The following is a 25,254-nucleotide window of genomic DNA, read 5'->3' on the forward strand; positions in this document are numbered from 1 at the left end:
CCGTCCGGGATCAGCTCACGCCGGCACGTCGAGCTGGGCCAGGATCGCCGGATCAGTGATCTTCTCGTCCTCGTTGAGGAGCAGCACCTTGCTGAGGATGACGCTGGTCATCCGGTCCTCGTCGGCGAACGGCAGGAACAGGCTGCGATGGGCGGTGTCGCCGAACGAGGCCGGCACCACGCACAGGTAGCCCCCGGGCTCGACGTGGATGCTGCCGCTGTTGAGGTGCACCCGGTAGGTCGCCCGGGAGCCACGGACCACAGCCGACGCGCCGTCGACGGTCACCCGGGCCAGGCCGAGATCGTCGATCAGGGCGGCCAGGAGCTGAGCCCGGCTCGCCGCGTGCGGCGGCGAGGCATACCCGTGCGGTTCGGTGCCGGCCACCGACACGACGAGGTCCAGGTCGCGCATGACCTCGGAGAACGCCACCGGTGGCACCTCCGCCAGGGGGACCACCGAGCCGGCCGCGAGAAAGCGTAGTTCGCCGACGACCACGTCGCCGCCGCCGAAGTACCCGTGCAGTTCGCAGGCCAGCGCGGCGGTGAGCTCGGCGGTCACCGGCCGGGTCGCCTGGTGCTCGTCGTACCCGCCGTGGGTCGACCAGCCGCGTCCGGACAGCAACTGACCGGCCACCCTGCCGTCGACGGGGTGCCCGGCGAACCGTCGCGACACGTCGACGGCGTCGCGCTCGGCCGGGGTCAACAGGTACAACTCGCGGAACGCCTGCTTCACGGGCTGCCGGATCCGCCGCCGGACCAGCTCCGCCTGCCAGTGGGCCAGCAGGCGTCGCTCGTACAACAGGAAGGGATGCGCCGCGGTGACCGGGCCGTCGAGGGCGATCTGGTCGAGCAGGCCGATCGTGCCCGCCCGGTCCTGCCAGATCAGCGCGGGCAACATCGCCCGTCCGGCCGGCAGCCGCCGCAGGCGGAGCAGCTCGTCGGGGGTGAGGGTGCCACCGGTGGCGACCAGCCGTTCGATCATCCCGGTACGCATCCGGCGGGCCTGCTCACGCAGCCGTTCCTGGTGTTCGCGCACGTCGGCGTAGCGCGGGTCGGCGCGGACCGTGGCCGGCACCGACTTCAGCGTCCTGCCGGCCCTGCTGACCGTGAGAACCGGATCGGCGTCGGAGAGCCGTACCCCGACGGTGTAGTCGGCGATGCGCCAGTCGCCCGGGGCCTCGGTGGCGATGCGGGCCTCGCAGTCCCACTCCAGGCGGTCCGCGTCGGGCAGGCCCGCCACCTGGGCCAGGTGGTCGAGCGCGACCGCGACCGCGGCGGCGTGGCTGTGCCGGCGGTTGGGGCCGAGCCTCGGGCCCCGCTTCGCCACCTCGCGCAGGGCCAGATACCGATCGAGTACGGTCTCGCCGCCAGCGAGCGGCAGCAGGCCGAACGCGGCGATGCCGGACAGCGCGTTGCGCTTGACCCGTTTCTCGACGGCCGCCCGGTTCCAGCCCAGCGCGGCGGCGACCACCTCGCTCGGGCAGAGTTCCAGCAGCCGGCGGGCACCGTCGTCACCGGCCTGCCGTACGGCGGCCAGGATGGCGGCCCGGTCCTGCCGCACCGCCTCCGTCGCGGCGGTCGCCAGCACCAGTCGCAGCAACGGCACCGCGCCCGGCAACCCGAGCACCGGCAGCAGCACCTCCGCGTCACCGGCCGGCAGCCGCAGCTCGAAGGCGTACCGCCGCTCCTCGGCGGTGCGGTCACGCAGGTGTTCCACCAGGGCGGACCGCTCGTCGTCGGTCAGCTCGGCGGGGCCGAAACGCTCGGCCATCCGGCGATCGTGCGGCCGGTCCAGGGCCCGGAGCGCGAACCGCAGGCCACGCGGCACCAGCACCTCGGGCAGCTCGTCCCAGTCGGGCTCGGGCGGCGAGGTCAGCCGCCAGGCCAGCGCGTCGAAGTGGTCGCGGACGACCGGGGCGCAGCCGGCGGGCGTCGACGCCCCGGCACCGCCCGCCCGGGGCTCCCCGCCGATGGCCCTGCCCAGGTACGCGTCGTCGGCGAAGGCCTTCTCGATGACCTCGACGTCGAGCGCGCCCGCCGCGTGCAGGGCGTCCATGATCCGTACCACGGTCTCCCGGCCCGCGCGGCCCAGCGGGGTGAGCACCAGCAGCCGCAGCAGGCGCACGTCGTTGGCGGCGATCGCCCGCTCGGCCAACGGTTCGAGCGGCGGCGTCGGCCAGCCCACCCGGTCCACGGCGGACGCCAGCATCGCCGCACGGCGGACGGTGGGCCACGGCGCGTCCAGCACCTCGGCCGGGTCGTCCGGGTCTCGGACCGGGAACGCCCCGTCGTACACGTCGTCGAGCGCGGCGCTGATGTCCGCCATGTTCGCGCCGAGATGCCCGCCGGTCCGGTCGAGACTGTCGCCGGTCGCCAGCCGACGCCGGACCTCCCCGGCGAGATCCCGCAGTCCCGCCAGGTCACCGGCCTTCGCCAGGACCCTGGCCTGGTCGACCAGCCGCCACAGCGCGTCCCGCTCGTCGCGGACCGCGTCGGCGTACATGCCGGGCACGTCAACCATGGCTCACCCGCCGGCCAGGGCGGTCAGCCGCAGGAAGACGACGGTCTCGCCGGGGCGCAGCACGATCTCCTCATCGAGCCGGTCGAGCTGGCGTCCGCCGGCGAAGACGACAAAGGCGTTCCGCTCGAACGCCTGGTGTGCCCTGGCAACCGCGTCGGCGACGTCCGGCGGGGCGGGCGGAGCGGCCGGCAGCCGGATCGCCCCGGTGGCCGCCTGCGCCCGTATCTCCGCTGCCAGCAGGTACCGGCGATCGCGCATGTCGCGGCGCCGCGCGGCATCGTCGCCCAACAAGCGGACCTGCTCCTCGACGGCCCTGCGGATCAGCTCCCGCGTCGTCGTGCGCTCCTCCGCCAGCTCGACCAGCACGTCGTGTCCGCCGTGCCGGGCCGAGCCGGGTGCCGTCTCCCGTACCTTCACCCGCAACATCGACACGCGCCCGTCCCGCCCACCGCAAGCCGATCACCGACGGGTCGACCATACCTACCCGTTGCCCGCCTGCTGGCTGTAGCCACCGGGCAGCCCGTTCCGGCCGGGGTCCGCCGGGCAGCCGCGTCAACTTCCGCCGGTGGGGTCGAAGAGGGGGTCCGGTGGGCCGGCGGTGACCGGCGCGGCGCGGTGCTCCGGCGGCGGGAGCTGCCGCGCCGGCTGGCGGGAGTGCAGCCGCACGCCCGCCTCGCTGCGCCGCGCGGTGACCGTGACGGTGACCATCCGGACCGGTTCCGGTGGGGTGACGAAGCCACGGGTCCCCCATCGGACCCAGATCGGTACCCGCCCGGCGGCGGCCTCGGCGAGGAGCTTCTCGACCGTACGGCGTCGGTCGGTGTGGTCGACCTCGATCACCACGGGCGGCGCGGCGGGCCGGGCGCAGGCGATGTCGATGACGGATCGCTGCCCGGACATCGGCGGCGGCAGCGGCAGTACGCTGGCCGCCCGCCGGTAGACCCGCCAGCCCTGCGCCGCGCCCCAGTCGGCGATCGTGTCGATGAGCAGCTCGGTGAGCTGCTCGGTGGTGAGGTCCACGAAGGTCAGGGAGGCGAGTCGGCCGGACAGTGACGCGGCCAGCCGTGTCCCGTCGTCTGGATCGGTCATGCCAGCCGGTTCACCCTGCCTGTCCGTGGCCCGGGGCGGCAGCCCGGTCACGCCATCCGTGTCCCGGTGCGCCAGCGCCATCCGCCCAGTCTGCCGGGTCGGCGAGTTCCCGGGGGACCGGGGCGGGGCCGGCGTCCATCCCCTGGGCCGGAGATCGATGAACGACTATCATTCACGCATCCAGATCGCCCGATCGAGAGGTGCCTGAGTTGAAGAAGTTCGTACGGAACGCCGTCGTGGCCACCCTGCTGACGGTCGCCGGCAGCACGGCGGTCGTGGCCAGCCCGGCCATGGCCCTGCCGTACCCCAACGACAACGAGAGCATCACCTTCATCTACTACTCGGACGCCAGCAGGACCGTGCAGGTCGGAATGCTCGTGTACGGCCACTGCCTGGAGAACTTCGAGTACGGCGACCGTACCGCCTACTCCACCTGGCACCGGACGGTCTGCCCACGGGACCTGCCGTAGCGGTCGGGTGGGGCCCGGCGTCGACCGGGCCCCACCGGCTACCCGCCCTGTGGTGCACGGCACGGTCCGTCGATCGGTGACCGGACCGTAGCGGACGACGATCCTGGCATACCCCTCGGTCATAATTGACCTCCATGGTCCACACAGAGCAGTCGGCGCCCCACCGCCCCGGGGAGGTCGCGGGAGCCCCGGGGCTCGACCTCGGCGTGGCCGGCTGCACGGACGCGGTGGAGATCGGCCGCGGCGGCTTCGGCGTGGTCTACCGCGCCTGGCAGCCCGACTTCTCCCGCTGGGTGGCGGTCAAGGTGCTGGCCGCCGACTGGCACGGCCCGTCCCGGGCCCGCTTCGAGCGCGAGCTCAGGGTGCTGGGGCGGCTCTCCGACCACCCGCACATCGTGACCCTGCACCAGGCGGGGCGGACGGCGGCCGGCAACCCGTACCTGCTGATGGCGTACGAGGAGGGTGGCTCGCTGGCCGACCGGCTGGCCGCCGGCCGCGCGGGCGACGGGCCCGGCGCGGAGTCCGCGGCGCAGCGGTGGCCGGCGGCGGTGTCCGGCGGGATCACGGTGGCGGGGGCGCTGGAGACCGCGCACCGGGCCGGCGTGCTGCACCGCGACGTGAAGCCGGAGAACATCCTGATCTCCCGGTACGGCGAGCCGAAGCTGGCCGACTTCGGGCTGGCCCGGCCCCGGGCGGCGGAGCCCGCCCCCGGGCGGCGCCGGGTGACCGCGAGCGTGTTGCACGCCGCGCCGGAGATCCTGCGCGGCGAGCCGGCCTCGGTCGCCTCGGACGTGTACGCGCTGGCGTCGTCGGTGCTGCACTGGATTCGGGGCACCCCCGCCTTCGCCGAGGGGCCGCCGGGCGGGGAACCGCCCGACGCCGAACCGCTGGCGCGGCTGCTCCGGCGGGTCGCCGCCGACCCGGTGCCCGACCTGCGGCCGGCCGGCGTACCCGACGCGGTCTGCGTGGTGCTGGAGCGGGCGATGGCGAAGGACCCGGCGCTGCGTCATCCGACGGCGGTGACCTTCGCCGAGGATCTCCAGCAGGCGCAGCGCGGCACCGGCCAGCCGGTCACCCCGCTCGTGCCCGGCGGCGGGCACGAGCGGGCCGCTGGTCCGTGGCCGGACGACGCCCCGGCCGCCGACGGCGACCAGGCTGCGCCCCGGCCCCGGTTCTCGCTCAGCGCGCGCCGCCGGGCGGCCCTCGACCTGGACCTCACCGCCACCGTGCAGGGCCGGCAGCCGACCGGGGTACGCCGGCGCACGCCGGCCCGTGCCGTCGGGTCGCTGGTCGCGTTGGTGTCGGTGCTGGCCACCGGCTGGTCGGCGGCCCTGCCGGCCCCGGACCCGGTCGAGGTCCCGGTGGAGCTGGCCTTCGGTGACCAGGAGGTCAACGTGGACTCCGCCGAGCAGCCGGTGACCGTGCGCAACCCGGGCGACCGGGCGGTGCGGGTGAACCGGGTGGCGGCGACCGGCATCGACGGCGGCGACCTCCGGGTCTCCGCCGAGAGTTGTACGGCCCAGCCGCTGGCCCCCGGCCGGTCGTGCGAGGTGCGGCTGGTCTTCGCCCCCCGTGAGCCGGGGCCGCGCCGGCCGGTGCTGGCGCTGAGCGTGACCGGGCGGGCGGACCCGGTGACCGTCCGGGTGGTCGGCACCGGCCACCCGCGCCGGGCGAGCCGGGACGACGCGCCCCCGGGCCGCTGCTACGACGACGCCTACCAGGTGGGCACGTCGGCGTACGGGTACGCCGGCGGCCTGCGCGCGATCTCGGTGAAGCAGTACTGGTCGCCGGCCTGCCGGGCCACGATGGCGTACATCTGGGTGTGGAAGCAGTACCGGGACAACGCGGCGACCGACGGCGGCACCTGGGACGTCGACCTGGCGGTCCGCCCCGGGAGGAAGGGCGCGCTCGGGCCGGCCGGGGCGCGGCAGCGGGCGACGGGGCAGCCGTTCGAGCTGTGGACCGAGCCGCTCCCGGTGACCGGCGGCTGCACCACGGCGACCGCCACCGTGACGAGCGTACGGACCGCGGTGCCGACCAGCGCGACGACCGAGCCGTACTGCGGCGACTGACCGTTCGGAGGCGCGGGTGGCGGAGGGGTACTTCGAGGTGTACGGCCCGGGCGGCGTCCGGCTGGTGCCGCTGACCGCCGACGCGCTGACCATCGGGCGGGCGAAGACCAACGAGCTGCCCATCGACAGCAAGCTCGTCTCCCGCCTGCACGCCCTGGTCGAGCGCTACCCGTCCGGCTGGTCGATCCGGGACCTGGGCAGCACCAACGGCACCACGGTCAACGGCAGCCCGGTGCGTCAGGCGCAGATCCTGCGGGACGGCGACCGGGTGGAGATCGGCCCGGCCCGGCTGCTCTTCCACGCCCCGCCGGAGCACCCCGGCACCCGGACCCTGCACGTCGAGCCGCCGCCCGCGCCGCCCGCCCTGACCCCGCGCGAGCAGGAGGTGGTCACGGTGCTCTGCCGCCCGTACGTCTCCGGTGGCCAGCCGTTCCCCGAGCCGCCCTCGGTACGCGCGATCGCGACCGCCCTGCACATCACGGAGAGCGCCGTGAAGAAGCACCTGTCCCGGCTGTACGACAAGTTCGCCCTGACGTCCAACGAGGACCGGCGGCGGTCGCGGCTGGCCAGCGAGGCGGTGCGCCGCGGCGGGGCCGGCCAGCAGTCACCCTGATCAGCGGCGGACGCCCACCCCGCCGAAGCCGTGCGACACCCCGTCCCGCGGCTCGCCGTCGGGCCGCCAGTCGGCCAGCCAGGCCAGGCCCGGCTCGACCAGCTCGTACCCGTCGAAGAAGCGGAGGATTTCGGGGCGGGTGCGGGGCACCAGCTGGGCGGTGCTCTGCTGGTAGACCTCCCGGCCCCGCTGGGCGGGCAGGGGCGGCGCGCCGTCGAGCGTCAGGTGGGACAGCAGCAGGTGGCTGCCCGGGGCGGTGGCGTCGCGCAGGCGGGCGACCGCCGCATACGGGTCATCGGCGTCCGGCACGAAGTGCAGCACCGCCACCAGCAGCACGGCGACCGGGCGGGTCAGGTCGATCGCCGCGGTCACGTCGGGATCGGCCAGCAGCTCGTCCGGCCGGCGCAGGTCGCCCCGGACCACGACCGTGCGGGCCGCGTCGCCGAGCAGCCGCCGGGCGTACGCGACGGCGACCTCGTCGTAGTCGACGTAGACGACCCGCGAGTCGGGGGCCACGGACTGCACGACCTCGTGCACGTTGCCCTGGGTGGGCAGCCCCGCGCCGATGTCGAGGAACTGCCGCACGCCCTGCTCGACGGCGTACCGGACGGCGCGGCGCAGGAACGCGCGATTGGTCTGGGCGGCGACGCCGGTGTCCGGGAAGATGTCCAGCACCTGCCGGGCGGCGGCCCGGTCGACGGCGAAGTTGTGGCAGCCGCCCAGGTAGTAGTCGTACATCCGGGCGACGTTCGGCCGGTTCTCGGCGCCCGTCCCGGCTGCTCCGGGCGCCCCGGCGCCGGTGGCGTCGCTCGTCCCCACGTCGGGTGCGGTCGGTGCCGGCTCGCTGGTCACGGTGTCCTCCACTGGGGTGGCTCTGGTCGCGCCCTGAATGTCTAGCACCCCGCACGACCGCCAGCGAGCCCGCGTGTCGTTGATCCGGTTGTGTCCGTCGTCCGTCCGCGACGACGGTGGGGCTGCGGCGCCGGCCAGGTCGGCGTCGCCAGGTCGAGGAGGTACGCGATGACCCGTCAGCGAGAGACCGTCGAGGTCGACCCCGTGCTGTTCCGCGCCGTGTACGACTCACCGGCCTCGCTGCCCGGCCGGCATCGCTGGGTGACCCCGGAGCACGACGTCCGCCGGGTCGAGAAGCTGCTCGGGATGCCGGCGCGCAGCATCGGGGCGCCGCTGTGGGTCAGCGGTGACGAGCCGGACTGCCCGAAGTGCGGTCGGCGGATCACCTGGCTCGACATCGTCTCGTCGGCGCTGCACGGCGTGCACGACCCGGCGATGATCGCCCGGGTGATCCTCGGCGACCGCAGGTACGTCAACACGGAGGTGCCGGACGCGATCGCCGGGGTGCACTGCGCCGACTGCCGGACGCCCATCGATGGGCTGCGCAGCTTCAAGTGCCACAACTGGGCGTACGCCTTCGAGGCGCTGGAGGAGGTCGTCGAGCGGATGTCGGGCGGCGTGCCCCGGCCGGCACCCGGCCAGGGGTGAGCTGCCCCGGGTCGGCTCCGACCCTGGTCGCAGCGGCCACCTGACGTTCGTCCGCTGCGGGGATCCGGCTCGGTCTCCTACCGTGTGATCAGGTGAACGGAACATGAACACTTGGTAGGTTGAGACATGGTTAATGGGGTTTTGTCGGATGTCCCGCAGTTCAGCGTCGACTGGTACCGCGACATCGTCGACTTCGCGGACGGCACGCCCGCCGCGGTGCAGTGGTTCGCCGCGCACTTCACCGAGTGGTCGATCATCCTGCTCGGGCTCCTGTTCGTGGTGGCGGCCCTGCCGAGGCTGGGCGCCGGGCCGCGCAGCCTCGCGCTCGCCGTGGCCGCGCCGGTCGCGGTCGTCCTCGCGTACGGCGGCAGCGAGCTGCTCAAGACGCTGGTGGACGAGGAGCGCCCCTGCCGCACCCCGGCCGATCTGGTGATCGTCGCCGGGCACTGCCCACCCGTGGGTGACTGGTCCTTCCCGAGCAACCACTCGACGATCGCCGGCGCGCTGGCCGCCGCCATCCTGCTGCTCTCCCCCCGACTCGCCTGGTACGCGGTCCCGCTGGCCGTGCTCGCCGCGTTCTCCCGGACCTTCGTCGGGGTGCACTACCCGCACGACGTGGTCGCCGGCCTGCTCCTCGGCGCGCTCGTGGTCACCGTCGGCACCCCGCTGCTGGCCCGACCGGTCGCGGGGGTGCTGCGCCACCGGGAGCGCCGGGCCGACCGCCCGGTGGCCGACGCCGCCCGGGGCCGCTGACGGAAGAGTCTGGTCAGCGGACGAGGAGCAGGGTGGCGACCGTGCCGAGCACCAGGAACGGGCCGAACGGCAGGTGGCTGGACCAGCGGACCCGGCGGGCCAGCAGCAGCGCCAGGCTGGTCAGCGCGGAGAGCGTGAACGTCACCAGCACCCCGAGCACCAGGACGGGCCAGCCGTACCAGCCGAGCAGCGCGCCCGCCCCGAGGGCCAGCTTGGCGTCGCCGAGGCCGAAGCCGCGCCGCCCGAGCACCAGGGTGGTGGCGGCGAAGCAGAGCGCCAGGCCGGCCCCGGCCGCCGCCGCCCGCAGCCAGGGGGCGGGCCCCACGGCCAGCGCGGCCAACCCGAGCAGCGCCTGGCCGCCGACGGCCGCCGGCCAGGTGAGCCGGTCGGGCAGCCGGTGCACGGCCGCGTCGACGAAGACCAACGGCACCGCCCAGCCGAGCCACCACGCCAGGGCCGCCCGCTCGCCAGGCGACCCGCCCACCGACACGAGCACCGCCAGCGCCGCGAGCACGGCGACCTCGACCGTGCCGGGTGGCGCGCCGACCCGGGACCGACAGGCCGGGCAGCGGGCCGCCGGGCCGAGCGCCGGCCAGGGCCGGTCGAGCGTGAGCGGCGTGCCGCAGGTCGGGCAGCCCGTCCGGTCCGGCTCCCCGGGCGGTACGGCGTACCGGGCGACGGCGAGGCGGAGCACCGGGGCGACGGCCAGGGCCGCCACCAGGCGCACCCACGGCCGCCCGCGCGGCACGGCGGCAGTCTTCGGCTCTGCCGTGCTCAGCGGCTCGACCGGCACGGGCGCGGCCGGCTCGACGGGTGCCGCCGGAGGCCGGGGTGGGCGGTCAGCGGGCATGCCCGGCTCCCGGGGCGGCCGAGCGGCCGGGTCGGGGTCGACACGTTGAGTCACCATCGGTTCGCCCTGGTGTAGCGGATGACGCCGAATCCGGCACCGCCGCGCCCCGCTGCGGCCCAGCCCCGCCGGCTGGCCGGCGGGGCCGTCCGGCGGGTGTGGGCAACGCCCCGACCGGCGGACATTTCGGACTGACCCTCCCGGAGCGGGCCGGCTGACCGGCCGAAAGGACGACACACCCCACACTCGCAACCGATGTGACGGCCATCACGGCGCAACCCGGGGACGGCCCCGACCCGCGACGCCCGGCATCTGCCCGCACCATTCCGGCCACCACCCACCCATCACTGAGAGTATTCATATGAATTGCCTCTGTTGCATCGGCAGGCGTCAGCTTATGCTCGCCCCTTGAGGACGACGCAACCCCGCAAGCAGCGTCGGAGGCAACGCGAGGACATCGGTTCACGGCTTTTCAAAGATCAGCACAGGCAAATACCGCGGTGACGAAACCGGGTCCGGATGACATCATCCGGCCGCGTTGCCGCACGCCCGGTGGCGGTCGGCGCGCCGTCCGCCCGGGTCGCCAGCTAGGAGGCGCGGCGTTGCGAGCACGGCACCCCGGCCGATGGACGATCTTCCTGGTCGCGGTCCTGGCGACCGGCCCGGTCGCTGCCTGCGGCACGGAACCCGAGGCTACGGCGCAGCCCCTGGCGGCACCACCGAGGGCGACCCCGACCCGTTCGGCGGCGGAGGAACAGGCGGCCCGACAAGCGGCACTCACCGCCTATTCCGGATATCTCGCGGCGTCCCGGACGGCGAACCGGCGCAGCGATCCGTTCCACCCGGAACTGACCAGGTTCCTGGCGGATCCATTGCTGACCCGGGTCCGAATAGCAATTCGCGACGCGAAGGAGCACGGTGCCATGCGTACCGGAACGCTCGTTTCCGATCCCACCGTCACCGCCGTGAGCCTGGACGGCGTCCCGGCCACCGTGGAGATCCAGGACTGCGTGGACGCCACCGGCTACCGGCTGGTCTACACGAAGACGAAGAAGGTGGTGCCCGGCTCGGGCGGCGGCCGGCACCTGGCCACCGCCACGGCCACCCGGTACCCGGACGGCCGGTGGCTGATCAGCTCCGGCGCGGCTTTCGAGGACCAGCCGTGCTGACCCGGGACGAACGGGCGGTCGCGGCCCCCGGTCGGCGCGGCGCGGCGCGTCCGCGGCCCGCCCGCCGCCGGCTCCCCGGCCCGCGTCCCGGGCGGCTGCTCGCCGGGACCGGCCTTGCCCTCCTGCTCGCGATCGCGGTCGCCCCGCCCACCGCCACCGTCGCGGCGGCGGCCCGGGGTGGCGGGGTGGAGTGCCCCATCGGCCAGAACGACTGCAACATCTGGGACGACGACCCGGGCACCCCGGGCGGCGGCGGAAACCCCGGCGGCGGCGGGGGCGGCAACGACGGGCCGGCCGGCAAGTGCCAGTGGAACGGCAGGACCCTGCCCTGCTACGACGACGTCCTCGGCTGGTTCAACAACGGCGACGGCTGCTACTACAAGCTGAAGCAGCCGCAGCTACCCGCCCCCGAGGGCAAGCAGTGGTACGAGCTCACCTGCAACGGCGGGGACATCGGCAGTATCCGCGACGAACTGCTGGACGCCCCGCCGCCCGGCTTCGGCACCCCGCCCGACCCGGAGGAGCTGGCCCGCCGCGCGCTCGCCTCGATCTCGCTGCTCCCGCCCCGGGCGGCGGTCGCCCCGCGCAAGGACAAGGGCCCCGGCCTGGTCGGCCTGCCGGTGTGGATGTGGGCCAGCCCGGGTGCCGGCTACTTCGGCCCGCTGACCGCCTCGGCGTCGGACCGAGGGCTGACGGTGACCATCACCGCCACCGTGGACCGGATCGTCTGGGACCTGGGCAACGGCGAGCAGAAGACCTGCGACGGCCCCGGCACCCCGTACTCGGCGGACGGCCCGCAGGCCGGCCAGCCCTCTCCCGACTGCGGCTACGACAGCGGCTACCCCAGGGCCGGCACGTACCGGGTCAGCGCCACCACCTTCTGGAACGTGCACTGGGTCGGCGGTGACCAGAGCGGCGACATCCCCCAGACCCGGACCAGCGGGACGGTCCAGATCGAGATCGACGAGCTTCAGGTGGTGACCCGGTGAGTCTGGCGACGCGCAACGGCACGGGGCCGGTGGACGCCCCCATCGCCCCGCCCAAGGTGCTCCGGCAGCGCCGGGTCCGCCCCGGCCTGCTCGGCCTCGCGGTGCTGCTGATCGCCCTCGGCGGCCTCGGCGCGGCGTTCGCGGTCACCTCCGTCCGGGCCACCGGCAGCTACCTCGCGGTGGCCCGGCCGGTCGAGGTGGGCCGGACGCTCAGCGCCGACGACCTGGTCACCGTGCAGGTGGCCGGCGGGCAGGGGCTGCGGCCGGTGCCGGCGGGACAGCTCAACGAGGTGGTCGGCAAGCGGGCGGCCGTCGCGCTGGCCCCGGGCACCCTGCTCACCCCCGCCCAGCTCACCGACGACCCGCTGCTCGGCCCCGGCCAGCAGCAGATCTCCCTCGACCTCTCCCCGGGCCAGGTGCCGGCGAAGCGGCTGCACCCCGGCGACCGGGTGCTGCTGGTCAGCACCCCGAACCGCAACGCCAACGGGCAGAGCGCCGGCAGCACCCGGTTCGAGGCCACCGTGATCGACACGGCCACGCCGAGCAGCAGCAGCGTCGTGGTCTACGTGGCGCTCACCGCCCGGGACGTGCCGGCCATCGTGGCGCTGGCCGCCCAGGACCGGATCGCGGTCGTGTTGACCGGGTCGGCCTGACCATGGCCATCATCGCGCTGGTCTCGGCCAAGGGCTCGCCCGGCGTCACCACCACCGCGCTGGCCTGCGCCCTGACCTGGCACCGGCGGCTGGTGCTCGCCGAGTGCGACCCGTCCGGCGGGTCGGTCCTCGCCGGTTACCTCGGCGGGGTGCTGGACGGCCCCCGGGGCATCGGCGAGCTGGCCGTCGGGGAGCTGCGCGACGGGAGCCTGGAGTCCGCGTTCTGGTCCCAGCTCGTCGACCTCGACGCGCCCCGCCGGGAGCGGCTGCTGCTGCCCGGCGTCGTCGACCCGGCACAGGCCGGCAGCGTCACCCCGCTCTGGCACCGGTTCGCCGACTTCTTCCTCGACCTGGAACGCGGCCAGCCCCCGTACGACGTGCTCGTCGACTGCGGACGGCTCCAGGTGGCCGGCCCGCCGTGGCCGATCCTGCGCGCCGCCGCGGTGGTCCTCCTGGTCACCCGGGCGAAGCTGCCCGACCTCTCCGCCGCCCGGTCCATGATCCGGGCGATCGAGCGGGACTTCACCGAGCACCGGGTGCCGCCCGGCACGCTGCGGCTGCTGCCGATCGGCGACGGACACGGCCCGGGCGAGATCAGCAAGGCGTTGCGGCTGCCGGTGATCGCGCGGCTGCCGGAGGACCCACGTACCGCAGAGGTGCTCACCCTCGGCGGCACCGTGCGGGCCGGACGGCCCCTGACGCGCGCGGCCGGCGCCCTGGAGGTGCCGATCCGGGCGCTGCTGGACCGCCGGCGGGCCCGCCTGGCCTGGCCGGCTGCCCGAGGGGTGCCGGATGCGGTTTGAGCCGGTGTCACACGACCCCCGGGTCCCGCAGCAGCCGGGCGCGACCTCCATCGCGCCGCCGCTGCCGCCGGCCCCGAACGGGCGGCACCAACAGACCCAGCCGCCGGCCGGCGTCGCCCCGCCGCCCGTAGCCCCGCCGCCGCCCCGGCCCCGGGTCGACTTCGCCGTGGTCCGGGAGCTGCGCCGGGAGCTGAGCGAACGGCTCACACTGTGGCAGCGCGGCCGGGAGTTCGACGCCGACGCCGAGGACGTCGAGCGGGCCCGGCTCGCCGTCGCGGTGGTCGCCGACTACGCCGACGCGGTCCGCCGGGCCGGCACCCCGATGCCCGCCGGTGAGGAGCGGCTGCTGCTCGACCAGGTGACCGCCGAGCTGGTCGGCCTCGGGCGGCTCCAGACGCTGCTGGTCGACGACACCATCGAGGAGGTGCACATCCTCGGCTGCGACCAGGTGCGCATCACCCGGCACGGTGGCGGCGTCGACTGGGCCGACCCGATCGCCGACAGCGACGACGAACTGGTGGAGATCCTTCAGGCGGCGGCCCGCCGGGCCGGGGCGACCGAGCGGTCGCTGTCCACCTCGAAGCCCACCCTGGACCTGCAACTGCCCGACGGCAGCCGGCTGGCCGCCGTGTTCCTGGTCAGCCACCGCCCGTACGCGGTGATCCGCAAGCACAACACCCTTGAGGTGAGCCTCGACGACATCGCCGGCGGCCGGGGCGATCTGGACGAGATGATCGACCCGCTGCTGCGCGACTTCCTGCGGGCGTCCATGCGGGCCGGGCTGAACATCATGGTCGCCGGGCTGGCCGGGGCGGGGAAGACCACCGTCATCCGGGCGCTGATGGACGAGATCCCGGCCGACGAGCCGTACGTGCTGCTGGAGGAGAGCCGGGAGTTGCTGCCCGCCCGCCGGGGGCACAAGCACCGGGCGGTGATGAGCTTCGAGGCCCGGGAGGGGCACGGCGAGCGCGGGCTGGACGGCCGCCCGGCCGGCGAGGTGAGCATCGCCGACCTGATCCCGGTCTCGCTGCGGATGGGCGTGCTGCGGATCATCGTCGGCGAGGTGCGGTCCCGGGAGATCGTGCCGATGCTCCAGGCGATGACCACCAGCCGCGGGTCGATGTGCACCATCCACGCCCGTACCCCCGCCGGGGTGGGCGAGCGGATCGTCGAGCTGGCGCTCGCGCACGGCCGGGAGATGACCGTCGACCAGGCCCGCCGGATGGCCGGCAACGCCCTCGACCTGATCGTCTACGTCACCGTCGAGGACGAGACCGCGATCGGCGGCCGCAAGTACCGCTTCGTCTCCCACGTGGAGGAGGTGATCGGGGTCGGCGAGGGCAGCCGGATCACCACCACCAGCGTCTTCGGTCCGGGACCGGACGGCCGGGCCATCCCCCGGCACCTGCCCGAACGCGTCCGGGACCAACTCCTGCGGGTGGGCTACGACGCCCGGCTGCTGGGCCGGTGGATCGAGGCCGGGGCCGGGGCGTGGCAGCGTCCCCGGCACAGCCGGCTCGGCGCGCGGCCGGTGGCCCGGTGACCGCGAACATCGAGCTGATCGCCGTGGTGTCCGGCGCGGCGTGCGTGGCCGGCCTGGTGTTGGCGGTGGTGGCGCTGGTCGGCACCACCCGGCCCGCCGGCCCGGCTCCGGGGGCGGGCCCGGGCGGCGGGCTGCGCCGGCTCTGGCTCGGCTCCGGCAGCACCGCCCGGGAGCAGCGCAACCACCAGGCGCTGCTCGGCGGGGCGGTGCTCGCCGGTGCGCTGGCGTTCCTGCTCACCGGGCTGCCGGTGGTCGGCCTGCTGGTCGCCGTCGCGGTGCCCGGCGCGCCGTGGCTGTTCGCGGTCGGCCGCGCCGAGCAGCGGGCCATTGCCCGGATCGAGGCGGTCGGCGAGTGGACCCGCCGGCTCAAGGACGTCTCGTCCACGGGCCAGGGCCTCCAGCAGGCCATCCTCGGCACCATCGCCACCGCGCCCGAGGAGATCGCGGAGGAGGTACGGACGCTCGCCGCCCGGCTCCAGGCGGGCTGGCAGGCCCGGACGGCCCTGCTCGCGTTCGCCCACGAGATCGGCGACCCGGTCGCCGACCAGGTGGTGGCGGCACTGATCCTGCACCTGACCGACCGGGGCGAGCGGCTCGGCGACGTGCTGGGCTCCATCGCGAGCGCGGCCGGCGCCGAGGTGGCCACCCGCCGCGAGATCGAGGCCAAACGCACCCAGCCCCGGTTCGCGGTCCGCTTCCTCACCGGGATGACCCTGCTGACCCTGGCGTACGGCCTGGTCAACGCCGACTACGTCCGCCCGTACGGCACGCCGGTGGGTCAGCTCGTGATGGCCGTGCTGGGCGGGGCGTTCATCGGGCTGCTGGCCTGGGTGCGGGCGATGAGCCAGCCGCCCCGGCCGGCGCGGTTCCTGCCCGCCCCCGACCCGACGGAGGCGATTGCGTGAGTGAGCCTGCGAGCCCCGCAGTCGTGAACGAAAGGCGGCACCCTTGATCCTCAACTGGCAGCTCACCGTCGCCGTCTGCGGCGGCGCGGCGGTGGGGCTCGGGGTGTTCCTGGTGGTCCGGGAGGCGCTGCCGGCCGCCCCGGCGCTCGGCCCCGCCCTGCGCCGGCTGCACCAGCCGCCGGGCACCGGCCGGACCGCCGCGAGCGGTGCGCAGCACCTCGACTGGGTCGGCGGGCTGGCCCGCTGGCTGCGTCCGCCGCACCGGCAGCTCGCCCTGATCGACCGCACCCCGGAGCAGTACGCCCTGTCCCTGCTGCTCTCCGCACTGATCGGCCTGGTCACCCCGACCCTGGCCGGTGCGGTGCTCTTCCTCGGCGGGGTGTCCGTGCCGGTGGTCGTACCGCTGCTGGGAAGCCTGGGGATGGCGCTGGTCGCCGCCCTGGTGGCGCACCGCAGCGTGCTGACTCGCGCGGACGCCGCCCGGGACGAGTTCCGCCAGGCGGTCTGCACCTATTTGGACCTGGTGGCGTTGCAGCTCTCCGCCGCGCACGGCCCGGTGCAGGCCCTGGAGCGGGCCGCGGCGGTCTGCGACGGCTGGGTCTTCGACCGGATCCGGGAGTCGCTGCGGATCGCCCAGATGCAGATGCACTCGCCCTGGGACGAGCTGCGCGAACTTGCCGACAAGATCGGCATCCCGGAGCTGGGCGACGTCGGGGCGATCATGCGCTCCTCGGGCACCGAGGGGGCGCAGGTACACGAGACGCTGCGCAGCCGGGCCGACTCGCTGCGCGACCAGATCCGCACCGACAACCTGGCCCGGGCCGAGGCGGTCACCAGCCGGCTGGACATCCCCGGCTCGCTGCTGGTCTTCGTGCTGCTCGGCTTCGCCGTCTACCCGTTCCTCGCCCGGTTGTGAAACCCCTCCCCAGTTCGAAGGAGCACGTCATGCACCTCATCGCCTATCTGCACATCGCGTTGACGACGCGACTGACCGAGCTGCGCCGCGACGGCGAGCGCGGCGACAGCCCGGTGCCGACCGCCGTGATCATCTTCGGCCTGGTCGCGGTCGCCATGGCGGTCACCGGCCTCGCCCTGGCCAAGGCCAACGATTGGATGAACGCCATCCCGAGCAACACCGCCCCGCAGGCCCCGAAACCGTGACGGGCCGCCCCGCCCGCGTGGACCGGAGCCGGTCGGCACCCGCCGACCGGCCCACCGGCCTGCGCGCACCGGGGCGGGCGGGCGACGGCGTACGGCGGCGACCGGGCGGGTGGGCGCGCGACGGCGTACGGCGGCCAACCGGGGAGGCGCCCCGAGGGCTGCTGGCCGGGGCCCGACGGAGACTCGCCGACGGCCCGGCCGAGCGGGGCGCCAACCCGGTGGAGTTGGCCGTCGTGATGCCGGCGATCCTGGTGCTGCTCTTCGCCTCGATCCAGGCCGCCGCCTGGTTCGTCGCCCGGGCCACCGCGCTGAACGCCGCGCAGAGCGCGGTCAACGCCCAGCGCGTCCACCAGGCCCCGGAGGGGGCCGGGGCGCAGCGGGCGACCGACTTCCTCAGCTCTGCCGGCGACTGGCTGGTCGGCTGGGACGCGCCGGGGCCCGACTGCCAGACGGCCGCCACAGAGGTGACCTGCACGGTGACCGGCACTTCCCTGTCGGTCATCCCGTGGGTCGAGTTCCCGGTGCGGCAGACCGCCCACGGCACGGTCGAACGGTGGACGACGGGATGAGCGATGTGCGGGTACCTGCCGTGCCGGCCGGCGAGCGGCGCCGATTCCGGGGCGCCCGGCTCCTGCGGTACGCGCGGGCCGCGGTCCGCGGCCGGCGCCGCCCCGACGGCGACCCGGACGCCGCCCACCGCCCGGGACGGGACCGGGGTGGTCCGTTGGCCACCGGCTCCCAACGGCACGAACACGCTCCGGTCGCCGCCCGCCACCCACGGCGGGACGATCGCGGCTCGGTCGCCGTCGAGGTGGCCGTGCTCGCCCCGGCGTTCCTCGCGCTGCTCGTGCTGGCCGGCGTGGCCGGGCGTACGGCGATCGCCCAGGAGGCGATCCAGTCGGCGGCGCACGACGCCGCCCGGGCCGCCTCCATCTCCCGGGACGCCACCACCGCCCGACAGCAGGCCCTGGCCGCCGCGAACAACCAGCTCGACTGGCAGCGGGCGAACTGCGCCGGCCAGCCGGCGCTCACCTTCAGCGGCTCGGTCGACGGCGTGGCGGTCAGCTTCGACGAGGCATTCGCCAGCGACCCCGGCGACCCCGCCGCCGTCACCGTGCAGGTGGCCTGCACGGTCTCCTTCACCGACATCGAGCTGTCGCTGCTGCCGGCGATGCCGACCAGCCGGACGATCTCGGCCGCCTTCACCTCCCCACTGGACCGCTACCGGAGCCGGTCGTGACCGCCCGCCGGCTCCGCGGCGACGACGGCCGGGTCAGCCTGTTCCTCGCGGCAGGGATGATCGGCGTCCTCGCGATCATCGGGCTGGCCTTCGACGGCGCCGGGCAACTGCGGTCCATGCAGCGGGCCGACAACCTGGCCGCGGAGGCGGCCCGGACCGGTGGCCAGTCCATCGACCGGGCGAAGGCTATCGAGGGCGGGCCCAAGGTGATCGACCAGGTGGCCGCCAGGGCCGCAGTGGACAGCTACCTCGACGCGGCCGGGGTGACGGCCTCGTCCGTCGAGTTCCCGGTCGTCGGCGGGGAGACCCTCGTCCGGGTGCACGTCACGGTCACCTACGACCGGTACATGCTCGGCTTCTTCGGCTTCGGCAACACCGTCACCGTCTCCGGTGAGGCCACCGCGCGGGCCCTCACCGAGGGCCCGTAGGAAGGAAGGCACGCCATGGCCGCACCGGGTCGCTCCGCCGCACGGCGGACCGGACAGGTTCTCACCGGGTTCGGCGCGCTGGTCGTGCTGATCGCGGTGCTGGTCGGGGGGCCGGTGGCGCTGATCGCGTTCGCCGGCAACCCGCTGCCCGACCACGTACCCACGCTCGCCGAGATCGGCACCACGCTGACCAGCCGGGACGACGGTCAACTCTTCCTGCGGGCGCTGGCCCTGGTCGGCTGGTTCGGCTGGGCCACCTTCGCCTTCTCGGTGCTCGTGGAGTTGGGCGCGCAGTCGCTGCGCCGGCCGGCGCCCCGGCTGCCCGGGATGGGCCGGCAGCAGCGGGCCGCGGCGGCGCTGGTCGGGTCGGTGGCCCTGATCATCGCGGCGAGCCCGGCCGCCGCCAGCGCGGCGACGGTGCTGGCCGGCCCGCACCCGACCGCGGCACAGCCGGCCGTCGTCGCGGCGGCCGAGGCGCGCGCGGTCACCACGACGCCCCCGGTCGGCGCGCGGCCGGCGTCGCCGGTCGTGGTCGCCACGGCGGCCCAGCTCCCCGACCCGGCGCAGCCGGCGGTGTACCGGGTGGCGAAGGGCGACTACCTGGGCGAGGTCGCCGAGCGCTACCTCGACGACTTCGACCGGTACCGGGACGTGGCGAAGCTGAACCGGCTGCACGACCCCGACCGGATCCGCCCGGGGCAGCTCATCAGGCTCCCCGAGGGCGCGGCCGACGCCGGGGCCCGTACGCACGCCACCGGCCGGCTGGTGGTCCGGCCCACGGCCCCCGCCCCCGGCGGCGCGGTCACTCCCCCGCCGGCAGCCGAGGCACCCGCGAACCCGCCAGCCGCCGGGACACCCACGACCCCGCCGGGAGCCGAGGCACCCACGACCCCGGCGGCGACGCCGCCCGTGACGCCGCGGGCCACCCGGCCGGCACCCGCGCCGTCGGCCGCCCATCCGTCGGCCGGGTCGACCCGCGGCACCCAGCAGGTGGCCCAGCCGCCCACCGGGCCGCAGCCGGCGATGGCCGCCGGAGCCTCCCGGGCGGGCGATGAGGACCAGGTGAACCGGCCGCTCGCGGTCTCGGCGGTGCTCGCAGTGGCCAGCATCGTCGGGGCGCAGATCGGCGCGGTCCTCGGGTTGCGCCGCCGGCCGGCCGTCGCCCGGGCCGCCGCCGGCGCACGGTCCCTGGTCTCCGGCCGGCACCGCCGCGGCTGACCCCGACCACCCCGCCCACGCACCCGGCCCCCTCCCCCTGCGCGCACTTTCACGGAATGTGTGGCCATGGCGCGCGCCGATGCCACACATTCCGTGAAAGTGCGGGGCGACGGGCCCGGCGGGGCGACGGGGCGGCGCGGTGGCGGTGGCGGTGGCGGTGGCGTGGGCGGGGCGGGAACGCTCAGGGCAGGCGGGTCTGTAGCACCCCGTCGACCACCCGGGTCGGCAGGATCTGCTGGTCGTTCCCGGACGGCCCGTGCACGACCTCGCCGCCGTTGAGCCGGAACGCGCTGCCGTGCCACGGGCAGACCACGCAGGCGTGCCCGTCGATCTCGGTGACCTCGCCCTCGCCGAGCGGGCCGCTCTGGTGCGGGCAGCGCTCCAGCATCACCGTGACCTCGTCGCCGTGCCGGTAGAGGATCACCGAGACGTCGTCCACCTCACGGGTGACCAGCTTCCGCTGCGGCAGCCCGGCCAGGTCCGCCAGCGGGTGCCAGCCGTCGCTGATCCGGTGCAGCTCGGACACGCTCTGGTTGACCTGTGCCCCCTGCTTGTACGCCAGGTGCCCCCCGACGTACGCCCCCGCGCTCGCCGCCGTCAGCCCGAGGTACGCCAGCGCCCGCCCGGTCCCGTGCCGACCACGCAGCCGGGCCGCCAGCGAGCCCGCGTACAGGGCCAGGCCGACGGTGTTGGCGGCGGCGTGCACCAGGCCGATCCGGCGCTGGTCCCGGGCGAGGGCCGCCCAGTCGTTCAGCCCGGCGACCGCCGCCGGGAGGGCGCTGACCGTGCCCAGCCCGACCAGTGTGGTGGCCGCCCGGCGCTGGCCGGGCATGAGGTCCAGCACGGCAGCGCTGATCCAGGAGCCCACCGGCACCTGCACCAGCGCCGGATGCAGCGGATGCCCGAGGAACACGCCGTGCAGCAGGTCGCGTACCCGCTGCGGACGGATGGTGGCCTGAACGGCACGCTGCAACCGGTCCCCGACCCGGTCCAGCGCCGAATTCTGTTCGATTCTCGTCAAGAGTGCCCGCATTCCGTCCGACTTCCCGGCAGGAGCGGTCGCAAACCGGGCGGCGGTGACGAGCCCGTCGCCGTACGCGTCGACCGGTCGTCCGGGGACGCGGCCGGCACCGCCGTACCTCACCCGTCCGGGTGCCGGCGGAGGGTCCCGCGCGGCCGAACCTTCCGGCGGCGCGGGACCCCGCCGCTACTGCCAGGGGCCGCTGCGGCAGGTGAACCTGCCGGTGTCGCTGTACTGGGTCACGCTGCCGTCGAAGTAGCTGTAGCTGACCCGCACCGGCAGGCCGATGTTGGAGGCCGGGCAGCCGGCGAAGAGGGTCGAGCCGGCGGTCGTGAAGGTGCCGACGCTGCCGGAGTACCAGGTGACGGTCCAGGTCGTCGTGCCGGTGCTGGTGGCGTCGCAGTAGAACTGCGACGCGCCGGACTCGCAGAAGGGCGCGGGGGCGCTGGCCAGGGCCGGGGTGGCGACGGCAGCGGTCAGGCCGAGGGTGGTGAGGACGGAGGCGAGCAGGACCCTGACGGTGGCACGCATGAAGATCCTCCCGTACGTAGCCGGCCGGTAGCCGAGGGTTGTCGTCACGCTATCCCAGTAATCGAGATTCATGAATCAACCGTTCGCCGGCCAGTTGTCGCCCAACGGTCCCGGCACGCCGCCTCGGCGGGGGCCGCTTCCGCGCCGCCCGGTGGCGGCCCGGCCCGGATCCGTCGGGACCGGTGCGCGCCCGCCGTGCTCCGTCGGGACGGGCGGGACCGCTACGGTCGACATCGGGGTGGGCACACCACCGCATGGGCTGCGGCCGAGGGGCGAGCCGCCGGACCGGGAGGGCCACCGATGGGGGTACGGGTCGAACGCGCCGGGGCCGTGACCACGGTGATCCTGGACCGACCGGCGGCCCGCAACGCCGTCGACGGGCCGACCGCCCGGGCCCTGGCCGACGCGTTCCGCGCCTTCGAGGCCGACCCGGAGGCGGCGGTGGCCGTGCTCTGGGGAGCGGGCGGGACGTTCTGCGCCGGGGCGGACCTGAAGGCGATCGGCACCCCCAGCGGCAACCGGGTCGAGCCGGACGGCGACGGCCCGATGGGCCCGACGCGGATGCGGCTGTCCAAGCCGGTGCTCGCGGCGATCTCCGGGTACGCCGTGGCCGGCGGGCTGGAACTGGCCCTCTGGTGCGACCTGCGGGTGGCCGAGGCCGACGCGGTGCTCGGGGTCTTCTGCCGACGCTGGGGGGTGCCGCTGGTCGACGGGGGGACTTTCCGGCTGCCGAGGCTGATCGGCGAGAGCCGGGCGATGGACCTGATCCTTACCGGCCGCCCGGTGCCGGCCGACGAGGCGTACGCGATGGGTCTGGTGAACCGGCTGGTCGCACCGGGTGAGGCCCGGGCGGAGGCCGAGCGGCTGGCCGCCGGGATCGCCCGCCACCCGCAGACCTGCCTGCGCAACGACCGGGCGGCGGTGCTGGCCGGCGCCAACCTGCCCGAGCCGGAGGCCCTCGCGGTCGAGCTGGCCCACGGCGCGGAGTCGCTGGCGGCCGACGGGGCGGCGGGCGCGGCCCGCTTCGCCGCAGGCGCCGGCCGGCACGGCGCGCCCGCGTCATCCTGACCGTCCGCACCGCACCGGCCCGACCCGCCGGGGAGGTGTCACGGCGGACGATCAGGGAGCGCGCGGCGCTACCTCAGGTTGCGCAGAGCGTCCTCGATGGCGCGGTGGAACGTCGGGTACGCGTAGATCATGTGCCGGAGCTGGCTCAGCGGTACCGCCGCGTGCACCGCCACCACCAGGCCCGACAGCACCTCACCGCCGGCCGGGCCGACCGAGGTCGCGCCGACCAGGACGCCCCGGTCGGCGTCGGCGACCAGCTTGATCAGGCCGTCGGCCCGGTGGATCCAGCCCCGGGTGGACGAGCCGAGCTGGCTCACGCCGACCTGCACGTTGAGGCCGCGCTCGCGGGCCTGCCGCTCGGTCAGCCCGACCGCGCCCACCTCGGGATCGGTGAAGGTGACCCGGGGCAGCGCCCGGTAGTCGGCGTGCGGCACCCCGCCGGCGGTCCCGGCCCCCGCCGTGCTCGCCGCGCCGCCGACCGCGCTGGCGGTGCCGCTGGCGTCCGCGCCGGAGCGCGCCCGCCGGACGTGGTCGAGCACGTCGGCGACCACGATGGCCGCCTGGTACATGGCGATGTGGGTGAACGCCCCCTCGCCGGTCAGGTCGCCGACCGCCCAGAGGCCCTCGGCGACGCGCATCCGGTCGTCGACGGCAAGGTACCGCTGGGACGGGTCCACCCCGACGCCGTCCAACCCCAGCTCGTCGAGGTGCGCCCGCCGGCCGGTCACCACCAGTAGCCGCTCGGCGGTGAACTCGACGCCGCCGGCCGCGCCCAGGGTGAACGCCCGCCCGTCGTGGTCGACCTGCTCGGCCTGTATCCCGGTGCAGATCCGCACCCCGTCCGCGCGCAGCGCGGCGGTGGCCACCTCGGACGCCTCGGGCTCCTCGACGGCGAGCACCCGGTCCGCCGCCTCGACCACCGTCACCGCCACCCCGAACCGGGCGAAGACCTGGGCCAGCTCCAGCCCGATCGCGCCGCCGCCGAGCACGAGCAGCGACCCGGGCAGCTCCTCGACCTCGACGGCCTGGTGGTTCGTCCAGTACGGCGTGTCGGCGAGCCCGGCGATCGGCGGCACGGAGGGCCGGGTACCGGTGCCGAGCACGATTCCGTGCCGGGCCTGGAAGACCTGGTCGCCCACGCGTACCCGGCCGGGGCCGTCGAGCCGGCCGCTGCCCCGCACGAACCGGCCGCCCCTGCCGGTGAACCGTTCCACCGCGACCCGGTCGTCCCAGGTGTCGGTGGCCTCGGCACGGATCCGCTTCGCCACCGGCGCCCAGTCCGGCTGGACCTGCGCCGCGCCGGCGAAGTCGTTCACCCGCCGGGCCTCGGCGACCGCGTTCGCCGCCCGGATCATCATCTTGCTCGGGATGCACCCCCAGTAGGGGCACTCCCCGCCGACCAGGCTCCGCTCGATGCCGACGACGCTGAGGCCCGCCTCGGCGAGCCGCCCGGCCACCTCCTCACCGCCGACGCCGAGCCCGACCACGACCACGTCCACCAGTTCCGGTTCCGCCATGCCGCCAGCATTCCGCACCGCGCGACCGGCCACCACCGCGCCGCCCCGCAGGCCAACGCGTTCCGGCGGCCACCGGCGCCAGACCCGGTCGCCGCTGACCGGGCGCAGCGCGCCGGGCTCGACGACGGTGAGTCCGGGGCAGGTACGGGTCAGCTACGGGTCAGCTACGGGCTGGCGCCAGGGCCGGCCCGGGGACCGCGACCGGGGTGCCGGCCGGGGTGAGCAGGGCCCACCCGGCGACGGCCATCCGCCGCCGCCGGGGCACCAGCGCCCGTCGGGTGAACACGTCGTAGTCCTGGGCGGCCACCTCGTCGAGGATGCCGCCGTAGAGCGCGTACGCGGTGCGCATGCAGGCCTGCGAGGCCGGCGAGAGCAGGGTGACGCCCGGGGCGGCGGCCTCGTAGTGGGCCTGGGCGCGGGTCACCTCGTACTCGATCAGCTCGCGGATCTTCGCGCTGGCGCGGCGGCGCGCGGCGGCGCCGGACAGGTCCTCGCGGGTGACGTCGAACTTGGCCAGATCCTCGTCCGGCAGGTACGTCCGGCCGCGCGCCAGGTCCTCGGCCACGTCGCGGATGAAGTTGGTGAGCTGGAAGGCGAGGCCGAGCTGGCGGGCCGGCTCCCGGGCGGCGGCGGGGTCGGAGCTGCCAAGGATCGGCAGCATCATGCTGCCGATGACGGCGGCCGAGCCCTCCATGTAGTCGAGCAGGTCGTCGTAGGTCGGGTACGCGGTGACCGTCAGGTCCATCGCCATGCTGCGCAGAAACGACGCGAAGTCGGCCCGGTCGAGGTCGAAGACGGCGATGGTGTGCAGCACGGCGGGCAGCAGCGGGTCGTCGACCGGCGCGCCGTGCAGTCCGGCCAGGAAACGGGCCGACCAGTCGTCGAGCCGGGCGGCCCGCCCGGCGGGCGGCAGGTCCTCGGTGCGGTCGACGATCTCGTCGGCGTACCGGGTGAAACCGTACAGGGCGTGCACGTGCCGACGTTTCCAAGCGGGGAGCAGGCGGGTGGCGAGATAGTAGGTGCGGCCATGACGTTTGTGCAGCTCGCGGCAGCGATCATAGGCAGCGGTGAGGTCGACTTTCACCGGCCCTCCTCGGATAACGACGCAGGAATCGACGCAACTCGTAACCCTAGGGTACGCTCG

Annotated in this window: 27 protein-coding genes; 18 read left to right on the forward strand and 9 right to left on the reverse strand. The window is 75.3% G+C overall.

Features of this window, described 5'->3' with window-relative positions; translation table 11 throughout:
- Positions 1-15 precede the first annotated feature (15 nt).
- The 3 genes from C5N14_RS10570 to C5N14_RS10580 all read right to left on the reverse strand — a co-directional run bounded on the left by C5N14_RS10570 (position 16) and on the right by C5N14_RS10580 (position 3,609).
- Positions 16-2,520 carry a DUF4132 domain-containing protein gene (locus tag C5N14_RS10570; RefSeq protein WP_128763552.1) on the reverse strand — a complete coding sequence of 835 codons (2,505 nt, stop codon included), beginning with the start codon at positions 2,518-2,520 and terminating at the stop codon, positions 16-18.
- Positions 2,521-2,523: 3 nt separating this feature from the next.
- A complete protein-coding gene (locus C5N14_RS32075; RefSeq protein ID WP_165878075.1) occupies positions 2,524-2,952 on the reverse strand; it encodes a hypothetical protein in 429 nt (142 codons plus the stop codon).
- A 120-nt stretch (positions 2,953-3,072) separates the two neighbouring features.
- Entirely contained in the window at positions 3,073-3,609 is a 537-nt protein-coding gene (locus C5N14_RS10580) for a hypothetical protein (RefSeq protein WP_117668008.1), read from the reverse strand.
- A gap of 209 nt (positions 3,610-3,818) precedes the next feature.
- Here C5N14_RS10580 and C5N14_RS10585 point away from each other — a divergent pair, with 209 nt between their 5' ends.
- The 3 genes from C5N14_RS10585 (at position 3,819) to C5N14_RS10595 (ending at position 6,764) form a co-directional block, all read left to right on the forward strand.
- Positions 3,819-4,079, forward strand: coding sequence for a hypothetical protein (locus tag C5N14_RS10585; RefSeq protein ID WP_117667910.1), 261 nt, complete (start codon positions 3,819-3,821; stop codon positions 4,077-4,079).
- A gap of 134 nt (positions 4,080-4,213) precedes the next feature.
- Entirely contained in the window at positions 4,214-6,151 is a 1,938-nt protein-coding gene (locus C5N14_RS10590; protein WP_117667911.1) for a protein kinase, read from the forward strand.
- Between the two features lie 16 nt (positions 6,152-6,167).
- Positions 6,168-6,764 carry an FHA domain-containing protein gene (locus C5N14_RS10595; protein WP_117667912.1) on the forward strand — a complete coding sequence of 199 codons (597 nt, stop codon included), beginning with the start codon at positions 6,168-6,170 and terminating at the stop codon, positions 6,762-6,764.
- Here the strand turns inward: C5N14_RS10595 and C5N14_RS10600 are convergent, their stop codons facing one another.
- Positions 6,765-7,616 carry an SAM-dependent methyltransferase gene (locus C5N14_RS10600; RefSeq protein ID WP_243639414.1) on the reverse strand — a complete coding sequence of 284 codons (852 nt, stop codon included), beginning with the start codon at positions 7,614-7,616 and terminating at the stop codon, positions 6,765-6,767.
- A gap of 168 nt (positions 7,617-7,784) precedes the next feature.
- Between C5N14_RS10600 and C5N14_RS10605 the strand changes: the two genes are divergently transcribed.
- Entirely contained in the window at positions 7,785-8,264 is a 480-nt protein-coding gene (locus C5N14_RS10605) for a hypothetical protein (protein ID WP_117667913.1), read from the forward strand.
- A 126-nt stretch (positions 8,265-8,390) separates the two neighbouring features.
- On the forward strand, positions 8,391-9,017 hold the full coding sequence (locus tag C5N14_RS10610; protein ID WP_117667914.1) for a phosphatase PAP2 family protein: 627 nt from the start codon (positions 8,391-8,393) through the stop codon (positions 9,015-9,017).
- Between the two features lie 13 nt (positions 9,018-9,030).
- Here the strand turns inward: C5N14_RS10610 and C5N14_RS10615 are convergent, their stop codons facing one another.
- Entirely contained in the window at positions 9,031-9,867 is an 837-nt protein-coding gene (locus C5N14_RS10615; RefSeq protein ID WP_243639416.1) for an A24 family peptidase, read from the reverse strand.
- 599 nt (positions 9,868-10,466) lie between these two features.
- On the opposite strand from C5N14_RS10615, the gene C5N14_RS10620 reads away from it, so the two are divergent.
- The 12 genes from C5N14_RS10620 to C5N14_RS10675 all read left to right on the forward strand — a co-directional run bounded on the left by C5N14_RS10620 (position 10,467) and on the right by C5N14_RS10675 (position 19,973).
- Positions 10,467-11,033, forward strand: coding sequence for a hypothetical protein (locus C5N14_RS10620; RefSeq protein ID WP_117667916.1), 567 nt, complete (start codon positions 10,467-10,469; stop codon positions 11,031-11,033).
- Positions 11,034-11,128: 95 nt separating this feature from the next.
- Entirely contained in the window at positions 11,129-12,022 is an 894-nt protein-coding gene (locus C5N14_RS10625) for a hypothetical protein (RefSeq protein WP_371685832.1), read from the forward strand.
- Positions 12,019-12,675 (forward strand): SAF domain-containing protein, encoded by a 657-nt coding sequence (locus C5N14_RS10630; protein WP_117667918.1) that lies wholly within the window; start codon positions 12,019-12,021, stop codon positions 12,673-12,675. Before C5N14_RS10625 ends, C5N14_RS10630 begins: the two co-directional genes overlap by 4 nt.
- Positions 12,676-12,677: 2 nt before the next feature.
- Complete coding sequence (locus C5N14_RS10635; protein WP_117667919.1) at positions 12,678-13,478, forward strand: ParA family protein; 801 nt, start codon at positions 12,678-12,680, stop codon at positions 13,476-13,478.
- On the forward strand, positions 13,468-15,021 hold the full coding sequence (locus tag C5N14_RS10640; protein WP_117667920.1) for a CpaF family protein: 1,554 nt from the start codon (positions 13,468-13,470) through the stop codon (positions 15,019-15,021). The genes C5N14_RS10635 and C5N14_RS10640 overlap by 11 nt, the downstream gene beginning before the upstream one ends.
- A complete protein-coding gene (locus C5N14_RS10645; RefSeq protein WP_371685829.1) occupies positions 14,970-15,926 on the forward strand; it encodes a type II secretion system F family protein in 957 nt (318 codons plus the stop codon). The genes C5N14_RS10640 and C5N14_RS10645 overlap by 52 nt, the downstream gene beginning before the upstream one ends.
- Positions 15,927-15,972: 46 nt before the next feature.
- Entirely contained in the window at positions 15,973-16,842 is an 870-nt protein-coding gene (locus tag C5N14_RS10650) for a type II secretion system F family protein (RefSeq protein WP_117668010.1), read from the forward strand.
- Positions 16,843-16,871: 29 nt separating this feature from the next.
- A complete protein-coding gene (locus C5N14_RS10655) occupies positions 16,872-17,087 on the forward strand; it encodes a hypothetical protein (RefSeq protein WP_117667922.1) in 216 nt (71 codons plus the stop codon).
- A gap of 158 nt (positions 17,088-17,245) precedes the next feature.
- Positions 17,246-17,656: a TadE/TadG family type IV pilus assembly protein gene (locus C5N14_RS10660; RefSeq protein WP_117668011.1), complete on the forward strand. Its 411-nt coding sequence runs from the start codon at positions 17,246-17,248 to the stop codon at positions 17,654-17,656.
- Positions 17,657-17,811: 155 nt separating this feature from the next.
- Positions 17,812-18,327, forward strand: coding sequence for a TadE/TadG family type IV pilus assembly protein (locus C5N14_RS10665; protein ID WP_117668012.1), 516 nt, complete (start codon positions 17,812-17,814; stop codon positions 18,325-18,327).
- The gene (locus C5N14_RS10670; RefSeq protein ID WP_117667923.1) at positions 18,324-18,755 is read left to right on the forward strand and encodes a pilus assembly protein TadG-related protein; all 432 of its coding nucleotides are present in this window, start codon (positions 18,324-18,326) and stop codon (positions 18,753-18,755) included. Before C5N14_RS10665 ends, C5N14_RS10670 begins: the two co-directional genes overlap by 4 nt.
- A gap of 15 nt (positions 18,756-18,770) precedes the next feature.
- Positions 18,771-19,973, forward strand: a complete 1,203-nt coding sequence (locus C5N14_RS10675; RefSeq protein ID WP_117667924.1) for a LysM peptidoglycan-binding domain-containing protein — start codon at positions 18,771-18,773, stop codon at positions 19,971-19,973.
- Between the two features lie 181 nt (positions 19,974-20,154).
- Here C5N14_RS10675 and C5N14_RS10680 read toward each other — a convergent pair whose 3' ends face one another.
- Positions 20,155-21,006, reverse strand: coding sequence for a Rieske 2Fe-2S domain-containing protein (locus C5N14_RS10680; protein ID WP_117668013.1), 852 nt, complete (start codon positions 21,004-21,006; stop codon positions 20,155-20,157).
- A 174-nt stretch (positions 21,007-21,180) separates the two neighbouring features.
- Positions 21,181-21,573 (reverse strand): hypothetical protein, encoded by a 393-nt coding sequence (locus C5N14_RS10685; protein ID WP_128763553.1) that lies wholly within the window; start codon positions 21,571-21,573, stop codon positions 21,181-21,183.
- 252 nt (positions 21,574-21,825) lie between these two features.
- Here C5N14_RS10685 and C5N14_RS10690 point away from each other — a divergent pair, with 252 nt between their 5' ends.
- Positions 21,826-22,593, forward strand: coding sequence for a crotonase/enoyl-CoA hydratase family protein (locus C5N14_RS10690; RefSeq protein ID WP_117667926.1), 768 nt, complete (start codon positions 21,826-21,828; stop codon positions 22,591-22,593).
- A gap of 68 nt (positions 22,594-22,661) precedes the next feature.
- Here C5N14_RS10690 and C5N14_RS10695 read toward each other — a convergent pair whose 3' ends face one another.
- Positions 22,662-24,110: an NAD(P)/FAD-dependent oxidoreductase gene (locus C5N14_RS10695; RefSeq protein WP_117667927.1), complete on the reverse strand. Its 1,449-nt coding sequence runs from the start codon at positions 24,108-24,110 to the stop codon at positions 22,662-22,664.
- A 160-nt stretch (positions 24,111-24,270) separates the two neighbouring features.
- Positions 24,271-25,194 carry a phytoene/squalene synthase family protein gene (locus tag C5N14_RS10700; RefSeq protein ID WP_117667928.1) on the reverse strand — a complete coding sequence of 308 codons (924 nt, stop codon included), beginning with the start codon at positions 25,192-25,194 and terminating at the stop codon, positions 24,271-24,273.
- Between the last annotated feature and the right edge of the window lie 60 nt (positions 25,195-25,254).

The organism is Micromonospora sp. MW-13, assembly GCF_003434305.1.
GTDB lineage: Bacteria > Actinomycetota > Actinomycetes > Mycobacteriales > Micromonosporaceae > Micromonospora.

Excerpts from the sequence above, each read along its gene's own strand:
- C5N14_RS10570 (WP_128763552.1), bottom strand. The coding sequence starts at position 2,520 with ATGGTTGACGTGCCCGGCATGTACGCCGACGCGGTCCGCGACGAGCGG.
- C5N14_RS10580 (WP_117668008.1), bottom strand. The coding sequence starts at position 3,609 with ATGACCGATCCAGACGACGGGACACGGCTGGCCGCGTCACTGTCCGGC.
- C5N14_RS10590 (WP_117667911.1), top strand. The coding sequence starts at position 4,214 with ATGGTCCACACAGAGCAGTCGGCGCCCCACCGCCCCGGGGAGGTCGCG.
- C5N14_RS10605 (WP_117667913.1), top strand. The coding sequence starts at position 7,785 with ATGACCCGTCAGCGAGAGACCGTCGAGGTCGACCCCGTGCTGTTCCGC.
- C5N14_RS10610 (WP_117667914.1), top strand. The coding sequence starts at position 8,391 with ATGGTTAATGGGGTTTTGTCGGATGTCCCGCAGTTCAGCGTCGACTGG.
- C5N14_RS10615 (WP_243639416.1), bottom strand. The coding sequence starts at position 9,867 with ATGCCCGCTGACCGCCCACCCCGGCCTCCGGCGGCACCCGTCGAGCCG.
- C5N14_RS10635 (WP_117667919.1), top strand. The coding sequence starts at position 12,678 with ATGGCCATCATCGCGCTGGTCTCGGCCAAGGGCTCGCCCGGCGTCACC.
- C5N14_RS10640 (WP_117667920.1), top strand. The coding sequence starts at position 13,468 with ATGCGGTTTGAGCCGGTGTCACACGACCCCCGGGTCCCGCAGCAGCCG.
- C5N14_RS10655 (WP_117667922.1), top strand. The coding sequence starts at position 16,872 with ATGCACCTCATCGCCTATCTGCACATCGCGTTGACGACGCGACTGACC.
- C5N14_RS10675 (WP_117667924.1), top strand. The coding sequence starts at position 18,771 with ATGGCCGCACCGGGTCGCTCCGCCGCACGGCGGACCGGACAGGTTCTC.
- C5N14_RS10680 (WP_117668013.1), bottom strand. The coding sequence starts at position 21,006 with ATGCGGGCACTCTTGACGAGAATCGAACAGAATTCGGCGCTGGACCGG.
- C5N14_RS10690 (WP_117667926.1), top strand. The coding sequence starts at position 21,826 with ATGGGGGTACGGGTCGAACGCGCCGGGGCCGTGACCACGGTGATCCTG.
- C5N14_RS10695 (WP_117667927.1), bottom strand. The coding sequence starts at position 24,110 with ATGGCGGAACCGGAACTGGTGGACGTGGTCGTGGTCGGGCTCGGCGTC.